The sequence below is a fragment of the Crenobacter intestini genome (assembly GCF_004919095.1).
Classification (GTDB): domain Bacteria; phylum Pseudomonadota; class Gammaproteobacteria; order Burkholderiales; family Chromobacteriaceae; genus Craterilacuibacter; species Craterilacuibacter intestini.
Window position 1 is genome coordinate 176,226 of sequence record NZ_STGJ01000005.1, and the last position, 11,376, is coordinate 187,601.

General features: G+C 67.7%; 13 protein-coding genes. 3 read left to right on the plus strand and 10 right to left on the minus strand.

The features are described from left to right. Nucleotides 1-17: 17 nt before the first annotated feature. From E5K04_RS06180 to E5K04_RS06215, 8 genes are all read right to left on the minus strand, one after another. Nucleotides 18-479: a DUF3592 domain-containing protein gene (locus tag E5K04_RS06180; protein WP_136552033.1), complete on the minus strand. Its 462-nt coding sequence runs from the start codon at nt 477-479 to the stop codon at nt 18-20. Between the two features lies 1 nt (nt 480). Beyond that, nucleotides 481-1,416, minus strand: a complete 936-nt coding sequence (ylqF, locus tag E5K04_RS06185; RefSeq protein ID WP_136552035.1) for a ribosome biogenesis GTPase YlqF — start codon at nt 1,414-1,416, stop codon at nt 481-483. Between the two features lie 2 nt (nt 1,417-1,418). Further along, nucleotides 1,419-1,631, minus strand: a complete 213-nt coding sequence (locus tag E5K04_RS06190; protein WP_136552037.1) for a DUF3820 family protein — start codon at nt 1,629-1,631, stop codon at nt 1,419-1,421. 219 nt (nt 1,632-1,850) lie between these two features. Next, nucleotides 1,851-2,189 (minus strand): DUF4870 family protein, encoded by a 339-nt coding sequence (locus tag E5K04_RS06195; RefSeq protein ID WP_136552039.1) that lies wholly within the window; start codon nt 2,187-2,189, stop codon nt 1,851-1,853. 20 nt (nt 2,190-2,209) lie between these two features. Then, on the minus strand, nt 2,210-2,752 hold the full coding sequence (locus E5K04_RS06200; RefSeq protein ID WP_136552041.1) for a hypothetical protein: 543 nt from the start codon (nt 2,750-2,752) through the stop codon (nt 2,210-2,212). Nucleotides 2,753-3,055: 303 nt separating this feature from the next. Then, nucleotides 3,056-4,678 (minus strand): electron transfer flavoprotein-ubiquinone oxidoreductase, encoded by a 1,623-nt coding sequence (locus E5K04_RS06205; RefSeq protein WP_136552095.1) that lies wholly within the window; start codon nt 4,676-4,678, stop codon nt 3,056-3,058. A 123-nt stretch (nt 4,679-4,801) separates the two neighbouring features. Continuing rightward, complete coding sequence (locus tag E5K04_RS06210) at nt 4,802-5,992, minus strand: CaiB/BaiF CoA transferase family protein (protein WP_136552043.1); 1,191 nt, start codon at nt 5,990-5,992, stop codon at nt 4,802-4,804. A gap of 10 nt (nt 5,993-6,002) precedes the next feature. Beyond that, a complete protein-coding gene (locus E5K04_RS06215) occupies nt 6,003-7,190 on the minus strand; it encodes an acyl-CoA dehydrogenase (protein ID WP_136552045.1) in 1,188 nt (395 codons plus the stop codon). A gap of 115 nt (nt 7,191-7,305) precedes the next feature. Between E5K04_RS06215 and E5K04_RS06220 the strand changes: the two genes are divergently transcribed. Next, nucleotides 7,306-8,088 carry an IclR family transcriptional regulator gene (locus tag E5K04_RS06220; protein ID WP_235844285.1) on the plus strand — a complete coding sequence of 261 codons (783 nt, stop codon included), beginning with the start codon at nt 7,306-7,308 and terminating at the stop codon, nt 8,086-8,088. 4 nt (nt 8,089-8,092) lie between these two features. Here E5K04_RS06220 and E5K04_RS06225 read toward each other — a convergent pair whose 3' ends face one another. Continuing rightward, nucleotides 8,093-8,542 carry a CBS domain-containing protein gene (locus E5K04_RS06225; RefSeq protein ID WP_136552047.1) on the minus strand — a complete coding sequence of 150 codons (450 nt, stop codon included), beginning with the start codon at nt 8,540-8,542 and terminating at the stop codon, nt 8,093-8,095. An 88-nt stretch (nt 8,543-8,630) separates the two neighbouring features. Beyond that, entirely contained in the window at nt 8,631-9,503 is an 873-nt protein-coding gene (argB, locus tag E5K04_RS06230; protein ID WP_136552049.1) for an acetylglutamate kinase, read from the minus strand. Between the two features lie 134 nt (nt 9,504-9,637). Here argB and E5K04_RS06235 point away from each other — a divergent pair, with 134 nt between their 5' ends. Continuing rightward, a complete protein-coding gene (locus E5K04_RS06235) occupies nt 9,638-10,306 on the plus strand; it encodes a TetR/AcrR family transcriptional regulator (protein ID WP_168929166.1) in 669 nt (222 codons plus the stop codon). Continuing rightward, a complete protein-coding gene (locus E5K04_RS06240) occupies nt 10,303-11,370 on the plus strand; it encodes an efflux RND transporter periplasmic adaptor subunit (RefSeq protein WP_136552053.1) in 1,068 nt (355 codons plus the stop codon). Before E5K04_RS06235 ends, E5K04_RS06240 begins: the two co-directional genes overlap by 4 nt. Nucleotides 11,371-11,376 lie beyond the last annotated feature (6 nt).

The window sequence follows — 11,376 nt, forward strand, 5'->3', positions numbered from 1 at the left end:
CATGGGCTGCTTGTGCGCTACAGCAGTCCGGTCAGCAGGCCGACGCCGGCGCCGACAAAGGCAAGACACAGCGCGAGCCCCGCCCACACCGTCCAGTGGCGGCCGGCCTCCAGGCAGGCCTGCGCCGGGTTGGCCGGGTTCACGTAGACGCGCACCTGGCTACCCACCGGGTAGCGCGCGGCGCGCGCCTGGGCCTGTTGCAGGCTCTGCCCGTAGCCCGGGTCGGGGAAGGCGACGGTAGCGCCCTGGTAGTCGCGTCCGCCGTAACGGTAGGTGTAACGGATCTCGGCCTTGTACTGCTCACGCTGGCTCGCGTCGCCGCCGCCGGCGCGCAGCCGGGTGTCGACGCGGCTCCCGGTGATCTCGCCCACCGCTTGCGCCCAAGCCTCGGCCGCGCGGCCGGTCTCGCCCAGCCGCCAAAGATAGGCGAAGGCGGCGATGCCGACGGCGATCAGCAGCAAGGGCATCAGCTTGAACACCTCAACGCCCCTTGTTCTTCTTCGCCTCGTACTCGGCGATGCGCGCCTGCTTCTCGGCGGCGCGCTGCGCGGCCAGTTCCTTGGCCTTCTTCACCCACGCCGTCCATTCGTCCGGACGCTCGAGCGTGATGCGGCCGATCACGCCGTCGCGGAACTCGGTGAGCACGATCTCGGACGCCTTCTGCATGTTCGGGCGGCCACCGCCGAACATCGCGCCGCGTTTCTTCGCGACCATCTCCAGCACCTCGTAGTCCTGCAGCACCGAGATGTCGTCGAGCCGGTAGCGCGCGGTCAACGCGTCCGCATAGTGGCGCATCAGGTAGGCGATCAGCTCGAGCGCGACCTCTTCCTCGTCCATCGCGTTGCGGCCGACCGCGCCGCTGGCGGCGAGGTTGTAGCCGCCCTCTTCGACCTCGATCTTCGGCCACAGCATGCCCGGCGTGTCGTAGAGCTCGACGTCGTCGGCCAACAGGATGCGCTGCTCGCCCTTGGTCACCCCCGGCATATTGCCGGTCTTGGCGATCTTGCGCCCGGTCATGGTGTTGATCAGCGTCGACTTGCCGACGTTGGGGATGCCGCAGATCATCACGCGGATCGGCTTTTCCAGGCCTCCGCGGTTGGGGACCAGTTCGCGGCAGGCGGCGACCAGCCGCTGCGCGGGCGAGCGCTCGGACGCGTCCAGCCCCAGCGCGCGGGTGCCCGGCTTGGCGTTGTACCAGTCCAGCCACAGGCGGGTGACGTTAGGGTCGGCCAGGTCCTGCTTGTTGAGCACCTTCAGCGTCGGCTTGCCGCGCGAGAGGGCCTTGATCATCGGGTTGGCGCTGGACGCCGGCAGGCGGGCGTCGAGCATCTCGATCACCACGTCGATGCCCTTGAGGCGGGCGGCGACGTCCTTCTTGGCCTTGTTCATGTGGCCGGGGAACCATTGGATGGCCATATTCAGTGCTTTCTCAGCGGCCGCAGCAAGTCAGCGAGGCCGTTGTGTTTGATTTCTAGGGTCAGCGCCAGCAGGCGGCCGATCTCGCCCGGCGGGAAGCCCTTGCGGGCAAACCATACAAGGTACGCCAGCGGCAGGTCGGCAATCACCATCCCCTTGTACTTGCCGTAAGGCATGGTACGGGTGGCGATCAGGGAGAGCAGTTCGGGGTCCATGGCGGCCGGGGCAGGTGAGAGCCGCGATTGTGCCCGTGCGGGGAGCGGCTGTCACGCCGTCCTCTGTTGACCGGCGTCAAGCCTGGCGGGAACAGTGCGCCGCGCCTAGTCACAATCCCGTAAAATCATGAGTGAATTCCTCGGTTATTTACCGAGTCACGCTTACAGGTTCGCGCAGAGCCCGCTCGGGCACCGTCTACGACGGTGCCCGTTTTTTTTTTACGGCATCGCGCGGCCGTCGTTCAGCGCGATAAAGCCGCGCAGCACGCGGTAGGCAAACCACAGCCAGACGGCGCCGAGCACCAGGTAGCCGACCAGGATCAGGCTGAGCACGCCGCCCAGCACCGACCACACCAGCGCCCACCAGAACGAGCGGATCTGCCAACGGAAATGGCTCTCGTAGCGGGTGCCGCGCATCTCGGAGAGCTTCAGGTAGTTGATGATCAGGCCGATCACCGCCGGCAGGCCGGTGAACAGGCTGATCGCCTGGATCGCGTACACCAGCAGCACCAGGTTGTTGAAACGCCGGTCATCCGGCGATACCACTTCGTAATCCATCGTTTTCCTTCGTCGGGGGTTTACAGGCCCAGCCGGGCGAACAGCGGCTGCGCGCGCAGGCGCACCAGCGAACGCACAAGCGTGCAGCGCTCGATTAGCGGCCGCGAAAGCGCGTCGGGCAATAGCGGCAAGCGGCTGTAGACGAGCAGCACGCCTCGCGCATCGGACAAGGGCGCGAGCTGCGCGGTCGGCAGGGAGAGGCCCAGCGCCTGGCCCAGTGCACGGATGCGCGCGTTGGCCTCGGCCAACAGCGGCAGCTCGGCGGCCGGCAGCGCGAGCGAGGCAAGTTCGAACAGCACGATGCGCGCGGCCAGCCAGTCGGCGGCGTCGGTCAGCCTATCGGGCGTCCTCGCGCACGGCACCTGCCGGCGCGCGGCCAACAGGATGGCCAGCTGGCGCACTTCAGGCAGCAGCGACTCCGCCACGTCTACGCCGTGCGGCAGGCAAGCTTGCGGTACGCCACGGGACAGCGACTCGGCGTCGGCGAGCACGTGCAGCGCCAACAGTGCTGCCGGTGCCGGTGCGGTTACGACCGATGCGCGGATATTCAGGACCTGCTCCATGCTCATGTTCTCCCTGGCCCCACTTTGCCTGGGCGGTCCGTGTGCCGGAGAGGACTGAAAGCACAAATGCCGCCTGGCTGCGGCGGCATTTGTCTGGATTTGGTGTTTTTCGGTCACGCAAGTCCGCAGGCGCCGCCATGATTGGAGCGGTACCAGTAATAGTAAGCGGCGTTGCTGAGGATCCGGGTAGTCATGCGTGTCATCCTGACAAGGCGGGTGCGCCTTGTCAAGCGCGGCGCGGGCAAGTTGTTGGCAGAAAACAAAAACCCGGCACCAGGCCGGGTTCCTTGAGGCTGCCAACTCTTACATGTTCGGGTAGTTCGGCCCGCCACCGCCTTCCGGCGTCGTCCAGTTGATGTTCTGCGTCGGGTCCTTGATGTCGCAGGTCTTGCAGTGCACGCAGTTCTGCGCGTTGATCTGCAGGCGCGGCTCAGCCTCGTCAAGGCCGACGATCTCGTACACGCCGGCCGGGCAGTAACGCTGCTCGGGCGCCGCGTACCTGGCCAGGTTGACCTCGATCGGCACTGCGGCGTTCTTCAGCTTCAGGTGCGGCGGCTGGTCTTCGCCGTGGTTGACGTTCGAGATGAACACCGAGCTCAGACGGTCGAAGGTCAGCTTGCCGTCCGGCTTCGGGTAACTGATCGGGCTGAACTCGTCGGCCGGGCGCAGGCATTCGTGGTCGCTGTGCTTGTGGCGCATTGTCCACGGCGCCTTGCCGCGGAACAGATAGGTGTCGAGCGCCGCGTACGCCATCGCGCCCCACAGCCCCCAGCGGAACGACGGGCGGATGTTGCGCGCGCGGTGCAGCTCGTCGAACAGCCAGCTCTTCTCGAACTTGCCCTGGTAGGCCTTCGCCTCCTTGCCCTCCTGCCCTTCGCAGCAGAGCAGCTCGAACACCGACTCGGCGGCCAGCATGCCCGACTTCATCGCGGTGTGCGTGCCCTTGATCTTCGGCATGTTGAGGAAACCCGCGGTGTCGCCGACCAGCACGCCGCCCGGGAAGGTCAGCTTGGGCAGGCTCTGCAGGCCGCCTTCGGACAGCGCGCGCGCGCCGTACGACAGCCGGCGCCCCCCCTCGAAGGTCTTGCGGATCGCCGGGTGGGTCTTGAAGCGCTGGAACTCCTCGAACGGCGACAGGTAGGGGTTCTGGTAGTCGAGGCCGAGCACGAAACCGACCACCACCTGGTTGTTCTCCAGGTGGTAGAGGAAGGTGCCGCCGTAGGTGTCGTTCTTCAGCGGCCAGCCGACGGTGTGCACGATCTTGCCTGCCTCGTGCTGCTCGGGCGCGACTTCCCACAGCTCCTTGATGCCGATGCCGTAGGTCTGCACGTCGCAGTCGCGGCGCAGCTCGAAACGGTCGAACAGCGTCTTGGTCAGCGAGCCGCGGCAGCCCTCGGCGAACACGGTCTGCTTCGCCCACAGCTCCATGCCCGGCTGCCAGGCGTCGGTCTTCTCGCCATCCTTGCCGATGCCCATGTCGCCGGTGGCCACGCCCTTGACCGCGCCGTCCTCGTCGTACAGCACTTCGGCCGCGGCAAAGCCCGGGTAGATCTCGACGCCGAGCTCTTCGGCCTGCTGGGCGAGCCAGCGGCAGACGTTGCCGAGGCTGACGATGTAGTTGCCCGCATTGTGCATCTGCGGCGGCGTCGGCAACTGAACCGACTCGGTCTCGGTCAGCAGCAGGAACTGGTCCTTCTTCGCCTCGGTATTCAGCGGCGCGCCGCGTTCCTTCCAGTCCGGGAACAGCTCCTCGAGCGCACGGGGCTCGATCACCGCGCCGGACAGGATATGCGCGCCGACCTCGGAGCCCTTCTCCAGCAGGCAGACGCTCAGGTCCTGCCCGGTCTGCGCCGAGAGCTGCTTCAGACGGATGGCCGCGGCGAGGCCGGAAGGCCCGCCGCCGACGACCACCACGTCGTATTCCATATATTCGCGTTCCACCGCTTCTCCTTAACGCCCGCACAGGCTTTTTGCTTATTGCATAGCATTCTGCAATTTTTGATGCTGTGCGTCAAAATCAAACGAGCGTTTTACCGACAACCTGCCGCCTCAGATCACGCCGTCCTCCCGCAGCCGTGCGATGTCGCCCTCGCCGTAGCCGAGCGCGGCAAGCACCTCGTCGCAGTGCTCGCCAAGCCTGGGCGGGTGGCGGCTGGCCCGCACGCGCTCGCCGTCGAGCACCAGCGGGCACGCGATCTGCGGCAGCGTGCTGCCGGTGCCGTCGTCGAACGCGAAGGACATGCCGCGCGCAACCGCCTGCGGGTCGTCGAACGCCTCGGCTACCGTATTGATCGGTCCGCACGGCACGCCGGCCGCGTCGAAGCGCGCCAGCCACTCGTCGCGGCCGTGCGCGGCGAAGGCTTCCGCCAGCAGGGGAACCAGGGTGTCCCGGTGCGCGACCCTATCCGGGTTGCGCGCGAAACGCGGATCAGACGCGAGTTCGGGCCGGCCGATCTCTTGGCAGACCGCCGCGAACTGGCGGTCGTTGCCGCAGGCGAGGATGAAGTGGCCGTCGGCTGTCGCGAACACCTGGTAGGGCACGATGTTCGGGTGCCCGTTACCCAGGCGCGGCGGCACGGTGCGGCCGACCAGCCAGTTCATGCCGACGTTGGCGAGCATGGCGAGCGAGCAGTCGAACAGCGCCATGTCGACATGCGCGCCCCGCCCGCTTGTCGCGCGCTCGATAAGCGCAGCCTGCACCGCGTTGGCCGCGTAAAGCCCGGTGAAGAGGTCGGTGACCGCGACGCCGACCTTGTGCGGCTCGCCGTCTGCCGGGCCGGTGATGCTCATCAGCCCGCTCATCCCCTGCACGATGTAGTCGTAGCCGGGCGCATCGGCGTACGGGCCGTCCTGGCCGAAGCCGGTGACCGAGCAGTAGACGAGGCGCGGGTTGACCGCCGACAGGCTGGCGTAGTCGAGGCCGTACTTGGCGAGCCCGCCGACCTTGTAGTTCTCGATCAGCACGTCGGCCTCGGCGACCAGCGCCCGCACGATGGCCTGCCCCTCGGCCCGGGTGATGTCGAGCGTCAGCGAGCGCTTGCCGCGGTTGGTCGCGAGGAAATACGCGGCGGTGCCGTTGTCGCTCGCCGGCGGCGCCCACTGGCGCGTGTCGTCGCCCTGCCCCGGACGCTCGATCTTCACCACGTCGGCGCCCAGGTCCGCCAGCAGCTGGCTGGCCCAAGGACCAGCCAGCACCCGGCTCAGGTCGACGACGCGGATTCCCTGCAAAGGTGCACGCATCGCCGCCCCCTTACGCGAACGCGGCGATGCCGGTGATCGCACGGCCGAGGATCAGCGCGTGCACATCGTGCGTGCCCTCGTAGGTGTTGACCGCCTCGAGGTTCATCGCGTGGCGGATCACGTGGAACTCGTCCGATATGCCGTTGCCGCCGTGCATGTCGCGCGCGACACGGGCGATGTCCAGCGCCTTGCCGCAGTTGTTGCGCTTGATCAGCGAGATCATCTCCGGCGCGGCGCGCCCCTCGTCCATCAGGCGGCCGACCTGCAGCGCGGCCTGCAGGCCCAGCGCGATCTCGGTCTGCATATTGGCGAGCTTGAGCTGCGGGATCTGGTTGGCGGCGAGCGGACGGCCGAACTGCTGGCGGTCGAGCTGGTAGTTGCGCGCGGCGTGGAAACAGAACTCGGCCGCGCCCATCGCGCCCCATGCGATGCCGTAGCGCGCCTTGTTCAGGCAACCGAACGGCCCCTTCAGGCCGGTCACGCCCGGCAGCAGGTTCTCGTCCGGCACGAACACGTCGTCCATCACGATTTCGCCGGTGATCGACGCGCGCAGGCTGAACTTGCCCTCGATCTTCGGTGCACAGAGGCCCGGCATGCCCTTTTCCAGTACGAAGCCGCGGATCTCGCCCGCGTCGTCCTTCGCCCACACCACCAGCACGTCGGCGATCGGGCTGTTGGTGATCCACAGCTTGCTGCCCTTGAGCAGATAACCGCCATCGACCTTCCTGGCGCGGGTGCGCATCGAGCCCGGGTCGGAGCCCGCGTCCGGCTCGGTCAACCCGAAGCAGCCGACCCACTCGCCGCTGGCAAGCCTGGGCAGGTACTTGTCCTTCTGCGCGTCCGAGCCGTACGCCCAGATCGGGTGCATCACCAGGGAGGACTGCACGCTCATCGCCGAGCGGTAGCCGGAGTCGACCCGCTCGACTTCGCGGGCGATCAGCCCGTAGGCGACGCTGGAGAGGCCGGCACAGCCGTAGCCTTCGATGGTGCAACCGAGCAGGCCCAGTTCACCCATCTCGCTGAGGATCTCGCGGTCGAAGCGCTCCTCGCGGTTGGCGGTCAAGACGCGCGGCATCAGCTGCTCCTGGCAGTACGCGTGCGCGGCGTCGCGCACCATGCGTTCCTCTTCGGTCAGCAGCGCGTCGAGCAGCAGCGGGTCTTCCCAATTGAACGGGGCACGAACGGTATTGGCAGCCATGATGGTTTCTCCGGGTCGAGTTGTTCCGCATTGCGGAATTTAGTTTTACATTGCAAAATAGACTAACAACTCGACCACGGCGTGTAAAGCGCCCTGCTGCCTGACGGAGACATAAATGGAAGACAAGGACATGGAACACGACAAGGACAGGCTGTTCGTGACCGCGCTCGCGCGCGGCCTGGCGGTGCTCGCGGCATTCAGGCCGGGCGAGGCCGCGCTCTCCAACCAGACGCTGGCGCAGCGTACCGGCCTGCCCAAGTCGACGGTGTCGCGGCTGACCTACACCCTGCTGCAACTGGGTTACCTGCAGCAGGACGGCGACAGCGGTTTTTACCGGCTGGGGCTCGCGGTGCTCGCGCTGGGTTCGGCAGTGTTGTCCGGCTACGACATCCGCGCGCGCGCGGCGCCCTTGATGCGCGCGTTGGCCAACGAACAGGGGGTGTCGGTCAGTCTCGCGCTGCGCGACGGCACCGACATGGTGTACCTGGAGACCTGCCGCAGCCAGGCCAGGGTCAGCGTGCAACTGACGGTCGGCTCGCGCGTGCCGCTGGCGACCACCGCGATCGGACGCGCCTGCTACGCGGGGCTCTCCGACGCAGAGCGCGCGCAAGCGGACCGTGAACTGGCCGAGCGCTACAAGGAAGCATGGCCGGAGCTGGCGCGCTCGCTGGCGAGCGCGCGCGGGCAATACCTGGCCAAAGGCTTTTGCGAGTCGTTCGGAGACTTCGAAGTGGAGGTGATGGCGGTGGCGGTGCCGCTGCCTGCGCTGGCAGGCCAGGGCAGCGGCCTGAGCGTGAACGCGAGCGGCCCCAGCTTCAGCTGGGACGCCGAAAAGATGCGCATGGAAGTGGCGCCGGCCCTCTCCGCGCTGCGCGCGGCGCTGGTACCCGGCGCCTAGGTGCTTACGCCGCCTGCGGCGGCACGTTGTTGATGTAGTGGACCAGCTGTTCGATCACGAACTGCTGCTCGGCGATGGTCGCGCGCACCACGTCGCCGATCGAGATCACGCCCTCGACCTCGCCGCCGTCGATCACCGGCAGGTGGCGGATGCGCTTGTCGGTCATCAAGGCCATGCATTCGTCCAGCCGCTGGTCGGGGCTCACGCAGATCACCTTGCGGGTCATCACCTCGCTGACCTGCGTCGACGCGGACGAACGGCCCTCGAGGATGATGCGCCGCGCGTAGTCGCGTTCGGAGAAGATGCCCTCGACGTGGCCGTCCCCCATCACCAGCACCGCGCCGACGTTCTCCTCGGCCATCACCCGCAAGGCCTGCAACACCGACACCTGCGGCGCGACGTACACCAGCTTGCCGCCTGCCTTGGCGGCTAGCAATTGCCTGACTGTCTGCATCTGACCCTCCCCTGTGGCACGCGCCGCCCCGGCGCATGTCGTGAGTATAGACAGGCGCCGGCCAGCGCAAAGGGCGGGCCATCCGCCGCTACGCGGCGAGGATCATGGTGCCGACACCGGCGGCCGTCATGATCTCGAGCAGCAGCGCGTGCGGCACCCGCCCGTCGATGATGTGTACCGCGCCGACGCCGGACTTGGCTGCTTCGAGCGCCGAGGCGATCTTGGGCAGCATGCCGCCGTGGATGGTGCCGTCGGCGAACAATTCGTCCACCCGCTGCGCGGTCAGCTTGGTCAGCAGCTGCCCCTCCTTGTCCAGCACGCCCGGCGTGTTGGTCATCAGGATCAGCTTCTCGGCGCCGAGCGTCTCGGCGAGCCGGCCGGCCACCAGGTCCGCGTTGATGTTGTACGCCTCGCCGTCCGGGCCGACGCCGATCGGCGCGATCACCGGGATGAAGTCGCGGGTGTCGAGCAGCGACACCAGCGACGGGTCGATCGCCTCGATCTCGCCGACCTGGCCGATGTCGATGGGCTCGTCGTCGGCCGAGCTGAGGTAGAGCTTCTTGGCGCGGATGAAGTGGCCGTCCTTGCCGGTGAGGCCGACCGCCTTGCCGCCGTGCTTGTTGATCAGCGACACGATCTCCTTGTTGACGAGGCCGCCCAGCACCATCTCGACGACGTCCATCGTCTCGGCGTCGGTCACCCGCATGCCCTGGATAAACTCGCCCTGCTTGCCGACGCGCTCGAGCAGCTGGTTGATCTGCGGGCCGCCGCCGTGCACGACCACCGGGTTCATGCCGACCAGCTTGAGCATCACCACGTCGCGCGCGAAATCTTCCTTCAGCTTCTCGTCGGTCATCGCGTTGCCGCCGTACTTGATCACCAGCGTCTTGCCCGCAAAACGGCGGATGTACGGCAGCGCTTCGGACAGGATGGACGCCTTGTCGGCGGCTTCGATGGTCATTTTCTTCTCCAGTGAGGTGGGCGGATTTCCGCCATTTTAACCACTCGATTTAGTGAAATGACATTTATTAATTGCCAAGCAATTTTGTCTGGATTAAATTGCAGCGCACATTAATGAATACAGGTTCAGGAAGCATGGAAGCGCCCTCCCCACGCCGCTGGCAGCGCCGCAAGGACGAACGCACCGGCGAGATCATCGAGGCCGCGCTCGGGCTCTTTTGCGAAAAGGGCTTCAGCGCGACCAAGCTCGACGACATCGCGCGCGCCGCCGGCGTCACCAAGGGCACGCCCTACCTGTACTTCGACGGCAAGGAAGCGATCCTCAAGGCGGTGGTGCGCGCGACGCTGATCGACCGGCTGGGCGAAATCGAGGCCGAGTGCCGCGACTACCGCGGCAGCCGCACCGTGCTGATCCGGCGCCTGATGCTCAAGTGGTGGGACGAGGTCGGCAGCACCGAGCTTGCCGGCCTGTGCAAGCTGATGGTCGCCGAGGCGGCCAACTTCCCCGAGCTTGCGCGCTTCTACCACGACGAGGTGATCGTGCGCAGCCGCGCGCTGATGCGCGCGGTATTGCTGGACGGCGTACGCGAAGGCGAGTTCAGGCCGATGCCCGACACCGACGCCGTGATCGACGCACTGCAGGCGCCGCTGTTGATGAACATGATCTGGCAGCACTCGTTCGCCCGCTTCGACGAAAGCGCCACGGGCAGCTACACCAAGCAGCGCCTGGAAACCACGCTGGACCTGGTCCTCGCCGCCCTGACCGCGGCAGGCACGACACGACAAGGGAACCCCACCACATGAAGACCCCATGGACCGGCCTGATCGCCGTCTCGCTCGCGCTCGCCACCAGCGCATGCAACAAGCCCCCCGCCCCCAGCGAAGCGGTGCGCCCGGTGAAGACGGTGCAGGCAGGCAGCGCCGCCGCAGGCGCCGGCACGAGCTACCCGGGTGAGGTACGCGCCCGCCACGAGACCCGCCTCGCCTTCCGGGTGCCGGGCAAGGTCGTCGAGCGCCTGGTGAGCGCCGGCGAGCGCGTGAAGAAGGGGCAGGTGCTGGCGCGGCTGGACGCGACCGACTACGCGCTGGACGCCGGCGCCAAGGCCGCGCAGCTGGGCGCCGCGCGCGCGCAGCTCGCGCAGCAGGAGGCCGACCTCAGGCGCGCGCGCGAACTGCTCGCGCAGTCCTTCATCAGCCAGGCGCAATACGACCGTCAGGCGGCCGCGCTCGACACCGCGCGCGCGCAGGCGAAATCCGCCCAGGCGCAGGCAAGCTTCGCCGGCAACCAGCAGGACTACGCGGTGCTGCGCGCCGACGCCGACGGCGTCGTCAGCGAGATCAGCGCCGAGCCGGGGCTGGTGGTCGCCGCCGGCACCCCCGTCGCGCGGCTCGCCGCCGACGGCACGCGCGAGGTCGCCATCCAGTTGCCCGAGGACGCGATCGCAGGCCTGCGCGCGGCCAAGGCGCTTTCCGTGGTGCTGTGGAGCGGCAACGCGCGCTACCCGGCCACGCTTCGCGAGATCGCCGGCGACGCCGACCCGGCGACGCGCACCTACGCCGCGCGCGTCAGCGTCGACGCGCCCGCCGGGCAGCTGACGCTGGGGCAGACCGCCCGCGTCGAATTGCCCGCGCCGGTTTCCAGCGCCATCGCGCTGCCGCTCACGGCCATCCTCGACACCGGCGGGCGCCACTACGTGTGGCTGGTCGACGCGAAGACGCACACCGTCAAGCGGCGCGAGGTCGGCATTGCCGGGCTGGACAGCCAGCAGGCGACGGTCTCGCGCGGGCTCGCCGGCGGCGAGACCGTCGTCACCGCCGGCGTGCACCTGCTGCGCGAAGGCCAGCAAGTCACCCTGCTCAAGCCCTAAGGGAAC

Bases quoted from the DNA above. Each gene is read 5' to 3' on its own strand.
- ylqF (WP_136552035.1), bottom strand. From the start codon at position 1,416: ATGGCCATCCAATGGTTCCCCGGCCACATGAACAAGGCCAAGAAGGAC.
- E5K04_RS06190 (WP_136552037.1), bottom strand. From the start codon at position 1,631: ATGGACCCCGAACTGCTCTCCCTGATCGCCACCCGTACCATGCCTTAC.
- E5K04_RS06195 (WP_136552039.1), bottom strand. From the start codon at position 2,189: ATGGATTACGAAGTGGTATCGCCGGATGACCGGCGTTTCAACAACCTG.
- E5K04_RS06200 (WP_136552041.1), bottom strand. From the start codon at position 2,752: ATGGAGCAGGTCCTGAATATCCGCGCATCGGTCGTAACCGCACCGGCA.
- E5K04_RS06205 (WP_136552095.1), bottom strand. From the start codon at position 4,678: ATGGAATACGACGTGGTGGTCGTCGGCGGCGGGCCTTCCGGCCTCGCC.
- E5K04_RS06210 (WP_136552043.1), bottom strand. From the start codon at position 5,992: ATGCGTGCACCTTTGCAGGGAATCCGCGTCGTCGACCTGAGCCGGGTG.
- E5K04_RS06215 (WP_136552045.1), bottom strand. From the start codon at position 7,190: ATGGCTGCCAATACCGTTCGTGCCCCGTTCAATTGGGAAGACCCGCTG.
- E5K04_RS06220 (WP_235844285.1), top strand. From the start codon at position 7,306: ATGGAAGACAAGGACATGGAACACGACAAGGACAGGCTGTTCGTGACC.
- E5K04_RS06225 (WP_136552047.1), bottom strand. From the start codon at position 8,542: ATGCAGACAGTCAGGCAATTGCTAGCCGCCAAGGCAGGCGGCAAGCTG.
- argB (WP_136552049.1), bottom strand. From the start codon at position 9,503: ATGACCATCGAAGCCGCCGACAAGGCGTCCATCCTGTCCGAAGCGCTG.
- E5K04_RS06235 (WP_168929166.1), top strand. From the start codon at position 9,638: ATGGAAGCGCCCTCCCCACGCCGCTGGCAGCGCCGCAAGGACGAACGC.
- E5K04_RS06240 (WP_136552053.1), top strand. From the start codon at position 10,303: ATGAAGACCCCATGGACCGGCCTGATCGCCGTCTCGCTCGCGCTCGCC.